The organism is Parvimonas sp. D9 (assembly GCF_035282565.1).
Taxonomy (GTDB): domain Bacteria; phylum Bacillota; class Clostridia; order Tissierellales; family Peptoniphilaceae; genus Parvimonas; species Parvimonas micra.
The window spans coordinates 82394-100555 of sequence record NZ_JAYKBM010000003.1; the positions used below are offsets into that span (position 1 = coordinate 82394).

The window sequence follows — 18162 nt, forward strand, 5'->3', positions numbered from 1 at the left end:
TTAAAGCCCCCTTTCAAAATTCATTGCAAGATTTAATAATCTTTCATCATCAAATCTCTTACCTATAAATTGAACACTTCCACCAATTTTTTTAAGATTTAAAGGAATGGAAATAGCAGGAAGCCCGGCAAAATTCACAGGCACATTAAAAGTATCCCCTGCATAAGATTTTAAAGCATTGTCCTTTTCTGCTCCAATCTTGCTTGGTAGACAAGTTGTTGTAGGAGTTAAAATAAAATCATATTCTGAAAGCACTTTATTAACTTCTTTACTTATCAAGTCTCTAACTTCCAAGCCTTTTTTGTAAAGAGCTTGATTATTTGAACTTGCAAGATAGAAAGTTCCCATTGCAATTCTTCTTTGAACTTCTTCTCCAAAACCTTCACTTCTAGTATTTGTGAAAAGTTCTCTTGTTGAGTCATAATTTTCAGTCCTATATCCATATCTGATACCGTCAAATCTTGACATATTACTTGAAACTTCAGAGCTCATAATAACATTATATACATTTGTAGAATGCTTAATATATTTAAAATCTACTTCTTCGATTATAGCTCCTTGATTTTTTAAATTTTCAATTGCCTTTTTATAATCATTTAAAACAATATCATCAATTTCATAGCTTTCAATATTTGAAACTGTCGCAATTTTAATTCCCTTTAAAGAAAAATCACTATCTTCCTTAATATCTACAGCGTCTCTCATTGTAACTGCATCCATTTTATCCAAACCGCCAATTGTATTTAAAACAGGCAAAATTGATTTAACATCACTTGATAAAATTCCTACTTGATCTAAACTACTTGCCATAGAAACAACTCCATATCTTGAAATCATTCCATAAGTAGGTTTATATCCTACACAAGCACAAAATGATGCAGGATTTCTAACAGAACCACCTGTATCGGATCCTAAACTAATCATAGCAAGGTCAGCACTTACACTACTTGCAGAACCTGAAGATGAACCACCGGGAATTAAACTTTCATCAAGTGGATTTTTTGTTGCTCCAAAATAAGAAGTCTCTCCTGAACCCCCCATTGCAAATTCATCCATATTAACTTTTCCTAGAATAACAGCATCTTCTTTCAAAAGTCTATCAATAATTGTAGCATTAAAAATCGGATTATAATTTTCCAAAATTTTTGAACCGCAAGTACTCTTATATCCTTTAACTAAAATATTATCTTTAACGGAAACTGAAACTCCAAAAAGAGAGCCCAATTTTTCTTTATTTTTTAATTTATTATTTAAAAATTTAACTCTTTCCATAATTTTTTCTTTAGAAAAGTCAAGAAAAATATTCAAATCTTTTTTATCTTCAATTCTCTTTATAACATCAGTATAAAATGAAATCAAATCCACCTTACCACTGATAAAATCTTCTCTTATACTTAAAATATCCATTATTTCACAACCCTTTGCAATCTAAAATATCCATACTCTTTGTCACTTGCATTCAAAAGTGCATCTTCCCTTGAAATACTTTCTTCAACAACATCTCCTCTCAAAGGACTGTTATGTTCAACAACAATTTCTAGAGCTTCACAATCTGAAGTATCAAGTTCCATAATTTCATTGGCAAAAACTAGAACATCGTCGAACTTTTTTGCAATAATATCAAGTTCTTCTTCTTTTACATTCAAGTTTGCAAGATAATAAATTTTCTTTACTTCTTCCTTACTAACCATAAAAATCTCCTATCTGAAATATTAATTATCATGTATTATTTTAACATATTTTGACTAAAAAAACAAAAGAGGCTGTAACGAAACAACCTCTATTTTTCATCTAAATATTATCCTTAATCTTTCCTTTTATCCTATTTAATTTCTTAATCTTTTTAAATTTTGTCTCCTTAACTTTAGGCTCATCATTTTTTTGACTCATTTTCTTATATTCTGTTTTAAAATAATTCAAAATGGATTCAAAACTTTTATTTAAAACTTCATTATCTGATAAATTTAAGTCCTCTAATGCACGATCAATTAAATTTTCATGGAATTCATCATGTATTTTCAAAACTTCTTTAGCCTTATCTGTTATTTCAACTCTAACAACTCTTCTATCATCTTTATCAACATATTTTGTTAAATATCCCTTTTTTATAAGTCTACTGGCATTAACTGAAAGAGTTCCCTTTGTAACTAACATAGCATCTGCGATATTACCTATTGTGTTATTTTTAATCTTTGAAACATTTTCAAGCAAATGAACTTCATACATTGTCAAAGGCACACCTTTTTCTTTCATATATTTTTCCTGTATATATAATATAAAATTAAACAAATCTACTAATAATTCATTTAACGTTTGTCTTGTGTTACTTTCAGCCATTTTTACCCTCCTAACTTATATTAAAAGTATATAACAGTATTTTACTTTAGTCAATATAAAAACTCAGTCTAGTTGTTTTTTTCTAAAATTTATGTATAATTAATATATGAAAAATTTACAAAACAACTTAAATATACAAGAAATTCAAAAAAATCTAAAGTATAAACATAATATTGAAATTTTTGATAGTATTGATTCAACAAATAAGTATTTAAAATCAAAGATAAACGAAAAAAATTATGGTACTATTGTAATAAGTAATGAACAGACTAATAGTTACGGAAAAAATGATAGGCAATTTATATCTAATAAAGATACTGGAATATATATGTCTATTTTAATTAATCCGAATTGTTTAATTGAAGAGTCTTTAAAAATAACAATTTTAACTAGTGTTGCTGTTCTTTCAGCAATAAAATCCGTCTATAATTTAGATGTAAAACTAAAATGGGTCAATGATATAATTTTAAATGATTTAAAGGTTGGAGGAATTCTCTGCGAAAGTCAAATCAACCTAAATAACAATATAATTGACAATATGATTGTTGGAATAGGAATAAATGTAAAAGAATTCGACTTCCCACCAAGTTTAAAAAACATTGCTACATCTATTGAAAATAATACAAATATTAAAATTTCAAGAAATGAATTAATTTCTGAAATAATCAACTTTTTTGATTTATATTTTATAGATAATAAAAACTATCTCGACCTTTACAAAGAAAATTCTTATGTTCTTGGAAAAGACATTACCGTAATTCAAAATGATAGACAATTCTTTGCAAAAGCGATAGATATTGAGGACAACGGTGCATTAATAGTCCAAGAACAAGAAAAAATCATCAAATTAATAAGTTCTGATATAAGTATAAGATAACTTATACTTATTTTTTAATTCCCAACTGAACAGATTATTTCCCCACTACAAACAGTTTTATTTTCAACCATTGCACAAACTTCTGCAATGTAAATATTTGCTTTGTTATTCACAAGTTTTACTTTTAAAGTTAGTACATCTCCAGGTAAAACCATTTGTTTAAATCTCATTTTATTAATCCCTGCAAAATAACCAATTTTATTTTTGTTTTCTTCTTTACTAAGCAATAAAACACAGCCTGTTTGTGCCAAAGCTTCGACAATTAAAACACCCGGCATAACATGTTTATTTGGAAAATGTCCCATAAATTGCATTTCATTTGCGCTGACACATTTTGTCCCAACTATTTCTGTCTTTTCTTCATTTATATAGTCAATTCTATCTACTAGTAAAAACGGATATCTATGTGGTATTATTTCTTGAATTTCATTTGAATTATAAACCATATTAATCCTCCCATTTCTTTAAAATTATACTCGCATTATGTCCACCAAAACCCAAAGAATTACTCATTGCATATTTTATATTTTTTTCTAATCCTTTATTTTTTACGATATTCAGATCACATTCTTCATCAATTTCATTTGTATTCAATGTTGCAGGAATATAAGAATTTTTTAATGCTAAAGTTGTGATTAATGCTTCAACAGCACCACTTGCACCAAGCAAATGTCCTGTAGCTGATTTTGTAGAACTAACTAATACATCTTTATAATTTTCTCCAAAAGCATATTTTATTGCTAAAGTTTCTGACTTATCATTTAAAGGTGTACTAGTACCATGAGCATTAATATATTCTATATCTTTTGGATTCAATCCCGCATCATTAATCGCATTTAACATTGCCTTTCCTGCTCCACTTCCATCACTTAAAGGAGCTGTTATATGATTAGCATCACAAGAGTTTCCATATCCTACAACTTCAGCATAAATTTTAGCATTACGTTTTAGGGCATGTTCTAACTCTTCAAGAACTAGTACTGCACTTCCTTCTCCCATTACAAATCCATTTCTTTCTTTATCAAAAGGAATACTCGCTCTATTTTTATCAGTACTTTCACTTAAAGCTCTCATACTTGCAAATCCTGCTACAGAAAGTGAAGTTATAGAAGCTTCACTTCCTCCTGTAAAAACAATATCCAAATATCCATCTCTAATTTTTAAAAAAGACTCACCAATTGCATTTGTAGCGGCTGCACAAGCCGTAACAACACTACTGCAATATCCTCTTGCATCTAAATCAATAGCCACAGTTCCAGCTCCTATATTTATCAATGTCATAGGAATAAAATATGGAGAAACTCTACTTGGTCCTTTTTCATTCAATACATTTTCACAATTTGAAATAGTTTCTATTCCACCTATTCCACTTGCTAAAATAACTCCAGTTCTATCTCTATCAAAATCTTTAAGATTTGAATCTTCAAAGGCTTGTTTAGTAGCAATCCTTGCGAATTTTACAAAACGATCATTAAATTTTAAATCACGCTTGTTATAATACTTGTCAAAATCTAAATCTTTAACTTCCGCTGCAAGTTTTACCTTATGTTCACTTGTATCAAATAATGAAATTTCATCGATTCCACATTTTCCATTTTCTATAGAACTCCAAAGTTCTTCCTTATCATTTCCGATTGGCGAAACAACTCCCAATCCACTTATAACAACTCTTCTTTTCATATCACACCTACATTATCATTCCACCGTCAACATTAATTACTTGACCTGTTATATATTTTGATTCATCACTAACTAAAAATTTAACAACATTTGCTACATCTTCAGGACTTCCCATCTTATTCATAGGAATTGATTTTAATATTCCTTCTTTTACATTTTCAGAAAGAACATCCGTCATTTCTGTTTCTATAAAACCGGGAGCAATGGCATTACATCTTACATTTAGTGAAACCAATTCTCTTGCAACAGATTTTGTAATTCCTAAAATTCCAGCTTTACTTGCTGCATAATTAACTTGTCCAATATTTCCTGAAAGTCCAACTACACTTGAAATATTAATTATAACACCTGATTTTTGTTTCATCATAATTCTTGAAACATTTTTTATGCAGTTAAAACATCCCTTTAAATTTACATCTATTACCTTATCAAAATCTTCTTCACTCATTCTTAAAATTAAAGTATCCCTAGTGATTCCTGAGTTGTTAACTAAAACATCAACTCTTCCCATTTCTTTTACAACTTCTTTAAACATAATTTCAACTTCTTCAAATTTTGAAATATTACATTTATATAACATAACTTTAACATTATATTCTTCACAAACTTTTTTTACTTCTAATGCTTTTTCATAATCGGAATGATAGTTGATAACTACATCATATCCTTCTTCGGCAAGTTTGATTGAAATAGCTCTGCCTATTCCTCCACTTCCTCCTGTAATCAATGCAACTTTATTCATGTAATAACTCAACCACCTTTCTTATAGACTCAAGACTTTCTACTTGATAAATATTTACTTCTGAATTAATTTGTTTAACCAATCCACTTAAAACTTTTCCAGGTCCTATTTCAACAAAAGTATCAATGCCATTTTCAATCATAAACTCAACACTTTGCATAAATTTTACACTTGATTTTATCTGATTTTTCAAAAGTATTTTAATATCTTCATCAGAAGTCTTCCCAATAGTATTAAAAACTATTTTTTTATTTGGTTCTTTAAATTCAACTTCTTTTAATACAGAAAATAATTCATCACTAGCATTTTTTAAATAACTTGAATGAAAAGCCCCACTTACATTTAATTTTTTTGACTTATATCCCAAATCTTTTAATTTCAAAATAGCTTCATCAATACTATTCATACTTCCTGTAATTACAATCTGTTTAGGACTATTATAATTTGCTATCTCTACATTTTCTATATCTTTAATTGCATCTTCAATTATTTTTGCCTCACAATTAAAAATTGCAGCCATTCCCGTGTTTTTAGACACAGCATTCGACATAATCTCACTACGTTTTCTAACAAGTTCTAAAACATCTTCTACAGAAATTACTTCACTATATGCCAAAGCTGTATATTCTCCTAAACTCAAACCTGCCACATATTCACAGTCTATCCTATAGCTATTTAAAACTTTTGCTATTCCTAAGGAAACTGCCACTATACAAGGTTGGGCATTTAAAGTATTATTTAAGTCTTCTGCAGGACCTTCAAAACAAATCTTTTGTAGATTTGAAGGCAAATATTCAAATACTTCTTTAAATACCGAACTATCAGACAATTCTTGTCCCATTCCTACATATTGAGCACCTTGACCGGCAAATAAAAATGCTATCTTCATGTAATCACCTCAATTCATTATTTGCTTCAGAAACCAATTCTGAAATTAATTCTTTAACAGTTGTTATTTTATCTATTCTATAAGCATTAGTTCCTGAAAATACTAATCCATTTTCCACATCTCCTTTTACTGCTCTTATTAAAGCATCAGTTATACAATAAACTGTGTTTTTAGGATTACATGGTAAAATACAATCAACACAATATTTTACAGGAATTCTTCCATCTTTATCCAATCTTTCTGTAAATTTATTTCTTATAGCCCTTCCGGGAAAACCTGCTGGACTTTTAACTATAATGATGTCTTCTCTTTTAGCTTTTACGAACATCTCTTTGTATTTTTCGTGAGCATCACATTCTTCTGTTGCAATAAATCTAGTTCCTATTTGAACTCCACTCGCTCCCTGTTTCACATATTTTGCAATATCCCTTCCTGTAAAAATTCCACCAGCTACAAAAATTGGAATTTTTTGATTATATTTTTCTTCATAATCAACAACTAATTTCAAACATTGTTCCAAAATTTCATCTATACTTTCACAAGTATCATTTAGAACATCGTCTTTTTTAAATCCGAGATGTCCTCCAGCTTCACTTCCCTCAATTACAACAAAATCAGGAATTTTATTGTGATGTTGATCCCATCTTCTAATGATAAGATTTAAAGCCTTTGCACTTGAAACTATGGGGGCAATAAGAACGTCACTTCCTTTAGTCAATTCAGGCAAATTAAGAGGAAGACCTGCCCCTGAAATTATTGCATCAACACCGAGCTTTACACATTCTTTAACATAAAGTGCATATTGAGAAGTAGCAACCATTATATTAACTCCAAGTAGTCCTTTTCCTTCAGAAATCTTTCTAGCCTTATCAACCTCTTCTTTCATTGCAATAAAATTATCTTCCGATGTATTTTTTAAAAATGTGTTGCGATTATATCCGGGGTGAGCGAAACTTAAAACTCCCATAGCATTTTCACTCATAACATTACCTACTAAATTTGACAATGAAATTCCAACTCCCATACCTCCTTGAATAATTGGTACTTTTAAAATTTTATTTTTTAATTTAATAGAATTAAGCATTGTCTCCCCCTATTAAATTTTTTAATCTTTTAAATTCTATTTTGCTTTCTTCCATAATATTTTCAAAAATTTCTTTCAATGTTTTTTCTTCTTTTATCATACCTGAAATTTGTCCAAGCATCACAGAACCATTTTTAACATCACCTTCAATTACAGCTCTTTTTAAAGAACCTAAAGTTAACTTTTCTAATTCTTCCCTTGATGAAACTTCTTTTTCTAATTGTAAGAATTTTCTACTCATATCATTTTTTAAAATTCTAACCGGTGTATTTATACTACGACCAGTAACAACAGTGTCTATATCTTTTGCTTTAATTACAGCATTTTTATAATTTTGATGAACTGGACATTCTTTAGCAACTAGTAGGCAAGTACCTACTTGCACACCAATTGCTCCCAAACTTATAGCAGCATTAAAACCTCTGCCGTCAGCAATTCCTCCTGCGGCAATTACTGGAATATTTATCGCATCAACTACCTGTGGAACGAGAGCCATTGTTGAAAGTTCTCCAACATGCCCTCCAGATTCGGTTCCCTCAACTATAACTGCATCAACACCGACACTTTCCATTCTTCTTGCAAGAGCAACACTTGGAACAACTGGAATAACTTTTATTCCTTGAGCTTTTAATTTTTCAACATAAACTCCCGAGTTTCCTGCTCCTGTAGTAACAACTGCAACTTTTTCATCTAAAATAACCTCAATTATTTCATCGCAATAGGGATTCATAAGCATTACATTAACTCCAAAAGGTTTATCAGTAAGTTCTTTACATTTTTTTATAGACTCCCTTACCATTTTGGCATTCATTGCACCAGTTCCGATAATTCCAAGAGCACCCGAATTACTAACATCTGCTGCAAATTCTGCAGTTGAAATATTTGCCATCGCACCTTGAAAAATCGGATATTTTATTCCTAATATTTCATTTATCATTATCTTCTCCTATATTTCAATAATTGTAGAACCCCAAGTTAATCCTCCACCAAAGCCAACTAAAATTACTTTATCTCCTTTTGTAATTTTTTTTGATTCAAAGGCTTCACAAAGAGCCATTGGGATACTTGCAGCACTTGTATTGCCGTATTTTTCTAAATTAACAAAAAACTTATCATTACTTATATTAAATTTTTTAGCAACATTATTTATTATTCTCTGATTTGCTTGATGTGGAATAATCAAATTAATATCTTCAATTTTTAAATTATTCATATCTAAAATTTTATTTATAGATTTTTCTACAACATTTATAGCAAATTTAAATACTTCTTTACCATCCATCTTTAAAAAGCCAGATTTAAGAACTTTGTTTTTCATTTCAAAATTCATTTCTACATTTTCAGCAATGAGATCTTTGTCATTTCCTAAACTACAAGTGTAAAATTCCTCATTTTTCTCGTCTTTTTCTACAACAATTGCTCCGGCTCCATCTCCAAACAAAACACATGTATTTCTATCTTCAAAATTTATTATTTTACTAAGTATTTCACAGCCTATTATTAATGCTTTTTTATGATATGTATTAAGCATAGAAGCTACAATTTTTAAAGCATATACAAAACCTGTACATGCAGCATTTACATCAAATGCAGTAACATTATCCCCAAGTCCTAACTTTTCTTGTACCATACATGCTACTGATGGAGTAAAATTATCAGGAGTCATTGTTGCACAAACAATTAGGTCGATTTCATTTTTATCAATATTTGAATTTTTTATCGCATCAACAGCTGATCTATATGCCAATTCACTTGTGTTTTCATCGGAAATTCTACGTTCTCTTATTCCTGTTCTCTGAAAAATCCACTCATCACTTGTTTCTACAAATTTTGAAAGATCATCATTTGTAACAATTTTTCTAGGAACAGCTTTCCCAAAACCTAAAATTTTCATTAATAAACTCCAATATTCCTATATTTTTTATATCTATTAGAAAGTAAACTACTTTTACTAACTTTTCTCAATTCTTTGATTTTTTTATAGATACATTCATCTAAAAGTTTTATCACTTCGAAAAAATTATTTTGTGCTCCACCAAAAGGTTCTCTTATTATCTCATCAACTATATTTTTATCTCTAAGGTCTGAAGCTGTAAGTTTCATCATTTCACTAGCTTCTTTACATTTCGTTTCATCTTTCCATAAAATTGATGAAAAGCCTTCAGGTGATAAAATCGAATAAATTGAATTTTCAAGCATTATAATGCTATCGCCCACACTAAGAGCAAGAGCTCCACCGCTTCCACCTTCTCCGATTACAACACATATTATAGGTGTTTCAATTGTCGAAAATTCAAATAAACATTTAGCAATAGCCTCTGCCTGTCCTCTTTCTTCTGCATCTTTTCCTGGGTAAGCTCCAGCAGTATCAACAAAAGTTATTATTGGTCTGTTAAATTTTTCCGCCTGTTTTGCAAGTCTAATTGCTTTACGATAACCTTCCGGATTACTCATTCCAAAATTTCTTTCAATATTTTCTTCTGTAGTCTTTCCCTTTGCTTGTGCTATTATAGTAACAGGAATGTCATGAAATATTCCAATTCCTGATATTATAGCCTTATCATCTCCATAATAGCGATCTCCATGCAATTCAATGAAATTTGAAAATAATCTTTTTATATAATCTTCTGCTTTAGGATGTGATTTATTTCTTGCAATACAAACTCTATCCCAAGAAGTTAAATTCTGATTTGCTTCATAACAAAATTTTCTTATTTTATTTTTTAAAATTTCTTTTTCTTTTTCATCTGTTGCACTACTTTTTTTCTTTAAAAGATCCTTTATAATTACTTCATAATCTTTATATTCCATTACTTCACTCCATGTAAAATTAAAAGTTTATGTATTGTATCTTTTAATTTATTTCTACTTACTATAAAATCTACAAAGCCTTTTTTTAATAAAAATTCACTTCTTTGAAACTCTTCAGGCAAACTTTCATTTATAGTTTTTTCAATAACTCTCTTTCCTGCAAATCCGATAAGAGCATTGGGTTCCGCAATAATTATATCTCCTAGCATTGCAAAACTAGCACTCACTCCTCCTGTAGTTGGATCTGTTAAAATAGTTATATATAATAAGCCTTTATCATTATGTTTTTTCAAAGCCGAACTCGTCTTTGCCATTTGCATTAAAGAAATAATTCCCTCTTGCATTCTGGCACCACCACTTGCAGTTGCTATAATTAAAGGTAATTTTTTTAATGTCGCATATTCAATTGAACGTGTAATCTTTTCTCCTACAACTTTTCCCATACTTCCCATCATAAAATTACTATCCATAGCACAAATAACGACTTTTTTTCCTGAAATTTCTCCAATTCCACAAACTACAGCCTCATTTATTCCACTATTTGCTTTAGCTTTTTCAAGCTTTTCATCATATTGATAAAAATTTTCTTCATTAAAGGTAGTAATTTCAGCATCAAATTCATCAAAGGAGTTAATATCACAAAGCTCTCTAATTCTCTCTGGAGCTCCAATTCTCAAATGATGTCCACATTTACTACAAACATATAAATTGGACTCCCACTCTTCATTAGTGATATTCTCATTACAATTTGGACAAGCTTTGAAAAGATCATCAGGAATTTCCTTTGGTAAAAATGTAGTATTATTTTTTCTATAAATTTTAAGTTTACTTATTTTATTTTTTCTAGTATTAAATATATTCTGCATTTTCACTTAACTCCTTTATATATTTTGCAACATATCCAGTATCATATCTACCATTAATAAAATTTGGACTATGTAATAACAAATATTGAAACTCTATATTCGTACTTATTCCATCAACAAATAATTCTTCAAGAGCAACTCTCATCTTCTTAATGCAAGCTAATCTTGTAGGAGCATAAGCTATCACCTTCATAATCATAGAATCATAAAAAGGTGGAATTGTATAACCATTATAAACTGCAGTTTCAATACGAACTCCATTCCCACAAGGTAGATTCAAAAATTCAATCTTACCTGGAGAAGGTGCAAAATTATTCTTAGTATCTTCAGCAGTTATCCTACATTCAATAGAATATCCTTTGATTTTTATATCCTTTTGCTTGATATTTAGCTTTAATCCTGATGCAACACGTATTTGTTGCCTTACTATATCAACTCCCGTAATCATCTCTGTAATAGGATGTTCTACTTGAATTCTGGTGTTCATTTCCATAAAATAATAATTGCCTGACTTATCAACTAAAAACTCAATAGTTCCAGCTGAATAATATTTTAAATGCTTACAAATTTTAACAGCGTCTGTAATCAACTTTTCTCGAATTTTTTTATCAAGAACATGACAAGGCGCCTCTTCCAAAATTTTTTGATTTTTCCTTTGCATTGAACAATCACGTTCATATAGATGAATTACATTTCCAAACATATCCCCTAAAATTTGTACTTCAATATGTTTTGGTAATTCAATATATTTTTCAATATAAACTCTATCATCATTAAAACTAACTTTTGCCTCAGATTTTGCAGTATTAAAATTTTCAATAAAATCAGAACTATCCCAAACTATTCTCATTCCTTTACCACCACCACCACTAGAGGCTTTGATGATAACTGGATATCCAATTTTTTCTGCTTCTAAAAGTCCTTCCTCAACATTTTCAATGACATTTTTAGTTCCAGGAATAACTGGAACTCCAATATTTTCCATTTGTAATCTGGCTTCATTTTTATCCCCTAACATACTTATCAATTCATGATTAGGCCCTACAAAAATTAAACCACATTCTTCAACTAATTTTGCAAATTTAGGATTCTCACTTAAAAATCCAAATCCTGGATGAATTGCATCACATCCGCTACTACAAGCAGCTTGAATAATATTATTCATATTAAGATATGATTGTAAAGGATTATCAGGACCTATACATATTGCTTCATCTGCCAAATTAACATGCAACGCTTCCTTATCTCCAACCGAATGAACTGCAACAGAGGTTATCCCCATTTCTTTGCAAGTTCTAATTATTCTTACTGCTATTTCACCACGATTAGCAACTAGTAACTTTCTAATCATCTTAATCTCCTATCAAGATAAGCTCCTCATTAAATTCAATCATATTTCCATTTTGTGCTTTAATTTCAAGCACAGTTCCACTCTTATTGGATTTTATTTCGTTCATAACTTTCATAGCTTCCAAAATACAAATAATATCACCTTCTTTTATCTTTTGACCAACTTTTACATAAGGTGCTTCATTAGCACTTGGTGCAACATAAAAAGTTCCAACAAAAGGAGCTTTAATCCATTCACCGTTAGTATCATCAACTTGTTTCTCTTCTTTTACAGGTTTTACAGAATTACTTTTCTCTACAACATTTACTACCTCTTTAGTAACATATTCAACTTTATTATTTTTCAAATTGATCTTAAAATCTTTAAGTTCTAAAGTCATTTCATCTAAACCTGAATTTTTAAACAATTCAATAATACTATTTATCTTGTCAATATCCATAAATTTCTCCTAAAAATTTAGTAAGCTAATTTTGATAGCTTACTACTTCGTCTTTGAGTTAATAATATCTATTACATCTTGTACAGTTTGTAATTTCATTAATTCTTCATCTTCAATTTTTATATCGAATTCTGATTCTATTTCCAATGCAAGTTCAATAGATGATAAAGAATCAATTCCTAAATCTTCATTTAATCTTGCAGTAGGAACTACCTCACTTCCTTCGATATTTAATGATTCTACTAAAATTTCTCTAACTTTTTCTAACATAATTTTATCTCCTTTTTTATTTTGATTATCAAATATTTGATAGTCAAAGTTTTGACAGTCAAATTATATATTATTTGTTTTATAATGTCAAGTATTTTTTAAGAAACTTAAATTTTTATAAAAACACAAAAAAACAACACCCCCCTTAATTTGATAAAAAATCAAAAAGAGTATTGTTTCTAAAAAATTATTAAAAAGTTCTATTTCTTTAATCTAAGTATCTTTCTATATCCAATGATTGCAACTACACAAGAAAGTATATCTCCGGGTAAAAAAACTAAAAATAAATTATAAAATAAATAATTTATTAAATACACTTTCCCATTAAGCACATATTGTATAAATACAAAATACATCATTCCTAGAGCATAAATAATTAACATTCCAATAGCAGTACTTATATAAATATTCTTTTCCTTAAAGCTAGAAATAAAATAAGTTGCAAATATAAATGATACCAAGTATCCAAAAGTTGGACTGAAAATATAATTTATTCCTCCACCATTTGCAAATATAGGAAATCCTACAAGCCCAATCATTATATATACAATTACACTTAATACAGCTAATTTACGTTCCAACACCAATGCTGACAGAACAATAAATAGCGTTTGTAATGTAATCGGAACAAGTAGAAATGGAATCTTTATAAATGCTCCAACGGCAATTAATGCACTAAATAAGGCTACTAAAGTGAGATCTTTTGCACTTATCTTCATAATATCTCCTTTCTTTAAAATTTTTACTTAAAAATTAGAACACAAAAAAATTTTTTTGTCAATATTGTAAGTAAATTTTTCCCTAAAGTAAAAAAATTAAATTATAAAAGTTAAGGATATTTTTCATAAAAAAGCAGTCTGTAAAAACCACTCAACAGACTGCATTCAAAATTTTTTATCACTACTTTTCAATATATTTTTTTATCGCTTCTTCTCTTATTTTACCTTCAAGTTCAAAAGCTTCCGGATAATGATCTGCTTTTTCTAATTCTATTCTGAACTCTGATTTTTTACCTGAAAGTGAAATTTTACCAAATTTCAATCCTGATATCATATACCACGGATCAGTTTCCGAATGTCTTAAAAACAGTAAATATTCCTCATCCTTTTCCATTAACTCATATCCTGCAATATGATAAATCTTTCCCGTTTCCTCATCTATTCCGGCGCTTTCATAAACATCTATAACATCTCCCGGTTTAAAATTACCTTTAAAAATCTTTTCTATTTTAAAATTCGAGATTGTATATGCCCCATAAACACCTCTATAAACTTTATCCTTTTTTATTGTAGATGGATTTTGTTTTATTTTTTTACCTAAAACAATTACTTCTGTTTCCTTTTCAACATCATTCAAATTTCCATAATAATCTAGCTTAGCATCTGCAATAATATGATTCCCATATTGATTTTTTCTAAAATTATTTTCATACGATTTAGTTCTTCCATTGCTACAAGAAGTCAATAAAATGAACGATAGAAATAAAATTTTAAATTTATTTTTCATAACTTCCTCCTAATACTAATACTTAGCTAAAATTCCAGCTTTATCATCTGATAGTGGATAAGGTTTATAATTAAATTCTGTTGCTCTCATAACAGATCTTGAATTATTTGCTGGTTGTGTACGTGATAACAGTTGGACTTCCAACTCTTTAATTTTATGATTATTCTATCTTTTAAATTACTACTTTTCAATATATTTTTTTATTGCTTCTTCTCTTATTCTATCTTCATTTTCAAATTCTTCCAAATACTCATTTGCTTTTTCCATTTCTAATCGCAAATCTCCTTTTTTACCTGAAAGTGAAATTTTGCCAAATTTCAATCCTGATATCATATACCATGGATCAGTTTCCGAATGTCTTAAAAACAGTAAATATTTCTCATCCTTTTCCATTAACTCATATCCTTCAATATGATAAATCTTTCCTGTTTTCTCATCTATTCCAGCACTTTCAAAAACATCTACAACATCTCTCGGTTTAAAATTACCTTTAAAAACCTTTTCTATTTTAAAATTCGAGATTGTATATACACCATTAACATAACCATTATTTTTTTGTATTGTTGACGGATTTTGTTTTATTTTTTTACCTAAAACAATTACTTCCGTTTCCTTTTCAACATCATTCAAATTTCTATAAGCATCCATCTTAGCCTCTATAAAAATATCATTCCCATATTGATATTTTCTAAAATTATTTTCATACGATTTAGTTCTTCCATTGCTACAAGAAGTCAATAAAAAGAACGATAGAAATAAAATTTTAAATTTATTTTTCATAACATCCCCCTTACTTCTTATTTTTAAAAAAACAACTAATGGCAAAAACCATTAGTTGTTTAATTAATTTTACATATTTATTTAGGGTCACCCTTTTTATATTCCGTATTCGTTTCAACATCAACAATGGTTTTTTCATCTTTTATCCAAAACTTCTTTTCAGGGAAAAAATTAGCTGTTAAATACTTTTTTCCGCCTTCTTCAAAAATTTTGGGTTCTAAAAAATTTCCATCATCCGTAAAATTACCACGAAGTTTTTTAACGGATTCTTTTGAACATTTATCAAAGTCTATAGGTTTAGCCTTATAATACATACAAGGCACACCATAATATTCACCATTATCTAAAACAATTTGTGAATCATACGCATAATAATATCCACAAATTTTTTCAACCTCTTTACTTGCCTTTCTAACTACTTGCTTTTTTGTATTATCGTCATCAACTTTGGAACTTTTAGAACAACCTGACAAAGCAATAAAAACAGGCAAAATCAAAGCCAATCTTCTAAAAAATTTTTTCATAAAATCCTCCTTGAAGTATGCACGGATTAATCTAAAAATATGTACATCAAATGACGTATGATAATATACTAAACAAAAAAATTATTATCTTTATTTTATTGTAGCATATTCCAAAAAAATGTCAATAATTTCAAAATAAATATTTATTAAATTATCGCTTAAATATGAAATTTAAGGGATTTTATCTCCCATATTTACAATGGCATAAATCCATTCTTTTTTTATTTTCCAAATATTTGCCTGTACTCTATAAATATCCCATTCATCAATATCGAATATTCTAGTCCAACTGTCTATAACTATTTGTCTTTCTTCTGGAAAAACATTCTTATACTTTCCCTCAAAAAACTCAAATCCGTTATCTATCCCTTTTTCTTTTAATCTTTTTTTATACTTTTTATCATCTTCTTCATTCAAAGGGATATAATGATGATTGAGTACATAATCCCATTTAACTCCGTCAAAGTAGATTACTTCATCTTTTGGAACATCTAAAACATATACAACTGTATTTTCAATTACGGGCATACAATTCTTATTACTTACTCCACACCAAACAGGCATTTCAACTTCATCAGGTTTTGGAACTCTTTTACTTGCCTCTTTTACAAAATAATTATAACAATTTAAAATATAGTCAGAAATCACTCCAAAATTTTCTTTAACATAAGAAATTTTATTTGTAAAATATCCTTTCTCTTCAATTTCTTTTAAAGATCTAATATCTTGTCTGGTATATAATCTTACAGTTTCCATATATTCACATCCCTTCTTATCTCTATAATCTATTATATTACATTAAACCACAAAAATCAAATTGAAAATAATACAAAAAAGCTATTGAAAAAATTCAATAGCTCCTATTGTGAAACAACAAGGTTCCCGGGCACCCACCCGATGCAAAGCGTCGTGGAAGGGTGGGGTTCTTATTCTTAAGTTATTATCTTTGTATAATCTTTTCCGTCATCGTCAAATACCATAAAGTTTTTAATTCTCAATTTGATATTTGCATTTTCTTCGTAAACCCCATAAGTTTCGACGTGGTCAATAACTCTGACTACATTGTCATTCCCCAAATCTACCTTACAGTCATTTACATCTCCAAGATAGAATTGACTTACAAGTTTAGCATCAATTGTTCCATCTCTTTCATCAATTCTAAGAGCTTCAGGTCTTATTGCAACTATAACATTTCCTGACTTATCTCCGTCATAAGGTAATTTCTTTCCTGTATTTGCAAGTTCAACAAAACCGTCTTTCGCAACTCCTTTAATGAAATTAACACGACCCACAAAGTTTGCAACAAAAGGATTTACAGGATTTCTGTAAATTTCTTTAGGAGTTCCTATTTGTTGAACAACACCTTTATTAATCAAAATAATTCTATCACTCATTGTCATAGCTTCTATTTGATCATGTGTTACATATACAACTGTAATTCCAAGTCTTCTTTGTATCTCTTTTATTTCAAAACGCATTTCTTCTCTTAGTTTCGCATCCAAGTTTGAAAGTGGTTCATCAAGTAAAAGTAATTTAGGTTTTGCAATCAAAGCACGTCCTAATGCAACCCTTTGTTGTTGTCCACCAGAAAGTTCTGAAGGTGCTCTATCTTTATATTGAGATAAGTGAACTATTTCTAAAACTTTTTCAACTCTCTCTTTTATTTCTTCTTTCTTTATACCGGCTATTTTCAAAGGATAGGCAACATTGTCAAAAACATTCATATGAGGCCAAACTGCATATGATTGAAATACCATTCCTATTCCTCTTTTTTCAGGTGGAAGGAATGTTTTTCCTCCTGAAACAACTTTATCTCCTATTAGAATTTCCCCGCTTGTAGGTTTTTCAAATCCGGCAATAAGTCTTAACATTGTTGTTTTACCACAACCTGAAGGTCCTAATAGTGTTATAAATTCACCATCTTTAAAAGTATCTGTAAAAGGTTTTAAAACTTCTACATTACCAAAAGATTTACTTAATTCTTTTATAGTAATCGTTGACATTTT

General features: G+C 29.1%; 22 protein-coding genes. 1 reads left to right on the forward strand and 21 read right to left on the reverse strand.

The genetic code is table 11. The annotated features are described in order from the left end of the window. The 3 genes from gatA to VJI94_RS04075 all read right to left on the reverse strand — a co-directional run bounded on the left by gatA (position 1) and on the right by VJI94_RS04075 (position 2337). Positions 1 to 1407, reverse strand: coding sequence for an Asp-tRNA(Asn)/Glu-tRNA(Gln) amidotransferase subunit GatA (gene gatA, locus VJI94_RS04065; RefSeq protein WP_324008430.1), 1407 nt, complete (start codon positions 1405 to 1407; stop codon positions 1 to 3). Next, on the reverse strand, positions 1407 to 1691 hold the full coding sequence (gene gatC / locus VJI94_RS04070; protein ID WP_324008431.1) for an Asp-tRNA(Asn)/Glu-tRNA(Gln) amidotransferase subunit GatC: 285 nt from the start codon (positions 1689 to 1691) through the stop codon (positions 1407 to 1409). The genes gatA and gatC overlap by 1 nt, the downstream gene beginning before the upstream one ends. A gap of 100 nt (positions 1692 to 1791) precedes the next feature. Continuing rightward, positions 1792 to 2337: a MarR family winged helix-turn-helix transcriptional regulator gene (locus VJI94_RS04075; protein WP_004832788.1), complete on the reverse strand. Its 546-nt coding sequence runs from the start codon at positions 2335 to 2337 to the stop codon at positions 1792 to 1794. A 106-nt stretch (positions 2338 to 2443) separates the two neighbouring features. On the opposite strand from VJI94_RS04075, the gene VJI94_RS04080 reads away from it, so the two are divergent. Further along, positions 2444 to 3214 (forward strand): biotin--[acetyl-CoA-carboxylase] ligase, encoded by a 771-nt coding sequence (locus tag VJI94_RS04080; protein WP_324008432.1) that lies wholly within the window; start codon positions 2444 to 2446, stop codon positions 3212 to 3214. A 14-nt stretch (positions 3215 to 3228) separates the two neighbouring features. Here VJI94_RS04080 and fabZ read toward each other — a convergent pair whose 3' ends face one another. The 18 genes from fabZ to VJI94_RS04170 all read right to left on the reverse strand — a co-directional run bounded on the left by fabZ (position 3229) and on the right by VJI94_RS04170 (position 18159). Continuing rightward, positions 3229 to 3660: a 3-hydroxyacyl-ACP dehydratase FabZ gene (fabZ, locus tag VJI94_RS04085; protein ID WP_324008434.1), complete on the reverse strand. Its 432-nt coding sequence runs from the start codon at positions 3658 to 3660 to the stop codon at positions 3229 to 3231. Position 3661: 1 nt separating this feature from the next. Next, positions 3662 to 4894: a beta-ketoacyl-ACP synthase II gene (gene fabF / locus VJI94_RS04090; RefSeq protein ID WP_324008435.1), complete on the reverse strand. Its 1233-nt coding sequence runs from the start codon at positions 4892 to 4894 to the stop codon at positions 3662 to 3664. 7 nt (positions 4895 to 4901) lie between these two features. Beyond that, the gene (gene fabG, locus VJI94_RS04095; protein ID WP_150263242.1) at positions 4902 to 5636 is read right to left on the reverse strand and encodes a 3-oxoacyl-[acyl-carrier-protein] reductase; all 735 of its coding nucleotides are present in this window, start codon (positions 5634 to 5636) and stop codon (positions 4902 to 4904) included. Next, on the reverse strand, positions 5629 to 6525 hold the full coding sequence (locus tag VJI94_RS04100) for an ACP S-malonyltransferase (RefSeq protein ID WP_324008436.1): 897 nt from the start codon (positions 6523 to 6525) through the stop codon (positions 5629 to 5631). The genes fabG and VJI94_RS04100 overlap by 8 nt, the downstream gene beginning before the upstream one ends. A 4-nt stretch (positions 6526 to 6529) precedes the next feature. Continuing rightward, positions 6530 to 7609: a nitronate monooxygenase family protein gene (locus VJI94_RS04105; protein ID WP_324008437.1), complete on the reverse strand. Its 1080-nt coding sequence runs from the start codon at positions 7607 to 7609 to the stop codon at positions 6530 to 6532. Further along, complete coding sequence (locus VJI94_RS04110; protein ID WP_324008438.1) at positions 7602 to 8546, reverse strand: DUF561 domain-containing protein; 945 nt, start codon at positions 8544 to 8546, stop codon at positions 7602 to 7604. Before VJI94_RS04110 ends, VJI94_RS04105 begins: the two co-directional genes overlap by 8 nt. Before the next feature lie 9 nt (positions 8547 to 8555). Continuing rightward, on the reverse strand, positions 8556 to 9503 hold the full coding sequence (locus VJI94_RS04115) for a beta-ketoacyl-ACP synthase III (protein WP_324008439.1): 948 nt from the start codon (positions 9501 to 9503) through the stop codon (positions 8556 to 8558). Further along, positions 9503 to 10420: an acetyl-CoA carboxylase carboxyltransferase subunit alpha gene (locus tag VJI94_RS04120; RefSeq protein WP_324008440.1), complete on the reverse strand. Its 918-nt coding sequence runs from the start codon at positions 10418 to 10420 to the stop codon at positions 9503 to 9505. The genes VJI94_RS04115 and VJI94_RS04120 overlap by 1 nt, the downstream gene beginning before the upstream one ends. Beyond that, the gene (gene accD, locus VJI94_RS04125; protein WP_004832778.1) at positions 10420 to 11286 is read right to left on the reverse strand and encodes an acetyl-CoA carboxylase, carboxyltransferase subunit beta; all 867 of its coding nucleotides are present in this window, start codon (positions 11284 to 11286) and stop codon (positions 10420 to 10422) included. The genes VJI94_RS04120 and accD overlap by 1 nt, the downstream gene beginning before the upstream one ends. Next, positions 11270 to 12637 (reverse strand): acetyl-CoA carboxylase biotin carboxylase subunit, encoded by a 1368-nt coding sequence (accC, locus tag VJI94_RS04130; RefSeq protein WP_324008441.1) that lies wholly within the window; start codon positions 12635 to 12637, stop codon positions 11270 to 11272. Before accC ends, accD begins: the two co-directional genes overlap by 17 nt. 1 nt (position 12638) lies before the next feature. Beyond that, the gene (gene accB, locus VJI94_RS04135; RefSeq protein WP_324008442.1) at positions 12639 to 13076 is read right to left on the reverse strand and encodes an acetyl-CoA carboxylase biotin carboxyl carrier protein; all 438 of its coding nucleotides are present in this window, start codon (positions 13074 to 13076) and stop codon (positions 12639 to 12641) included. Between the two features lie 42 nt (positions 13077 to 13118). Next, a complete protein-coding gene (gene acpP, locus VJI94_RS04140; RefSeq protein WP_004832775.1) occupies positions 13119 to 13346 on the reverse strand; it encodes an acyl carrier protein in 228 nt (75 codons plus the stop codon). A 200-nt stretch (positions 13347 to 13546) separates the two neighbouring features. Next, positions 13547 to 14065, reverse strand: coding sequence for a biotin transporter BioY (locus VJI94_RS04145; RefSeq protein WP_004832774.1), 519 nt, complete (start codon positions 14063 to 14065; stop codon positions 13547 to 13549). A 181-nt stretch (positions 14066 to 14246) separates the two neighbouring features. Next, complete coding sequence (locus tag VJI94_RS04150) at positions 14247 to 14852, reverse strand: hypothetical protein (RefSeq protein WP_269754301.1); 606 nt, start codon at positions 14850 to 14852, stop codon at positions 14247 to 14249. 180 nt (positions 14853 to 15032) lie between these two features. After that, complete coding sequence (locus tag VJI94_RS04155; RefSeq protein WP_248111203.1) at positions 15033 to 15632, reverse strand: hypothetical protein; 600 nt, start codon at positions 15630 to 15632, stop codon at positions 15033 to 15035. Positions 15633 to 15709: 77 nt separating this feature from the next. Continuing rightward, entirely contained in the window at positions 15710 to 16156 is a 447-nt protein-coding gene (locus VJI94_RS04160) for a hypothetical protein (protein WP_324008443.1), read from the reverse strand. A gap of 171 nt (positions 16157 to 16327) precedes the next feature. Next, positions 16328 to 16912, reverse strand: coding sequence for a DUF3841 domain-containing protein (locus tag VJI94_RS04165; protein WP_324008444.1), 585 nt, complete (start codon positions 16910 to 16912; stop codon positions 16328 to 16330). A gap of 176 nt (positions 16913 to 17088) precedes the next feature. Continuing rightward, on the reverse strand, positions 17089 to 18159 hold the full coding sequence (locus tag VJI94_RS04170) for an ABC transporter ATP-binding protein (RefSeq protein ID WP_324008445.1): 1071 nt from the start codon (positions 18157 to 18159) through the stop codon (positions 17089 to 17091). Between the last annotated feature and the right edge of the window lie 3 nt (positions 18160 to 18162).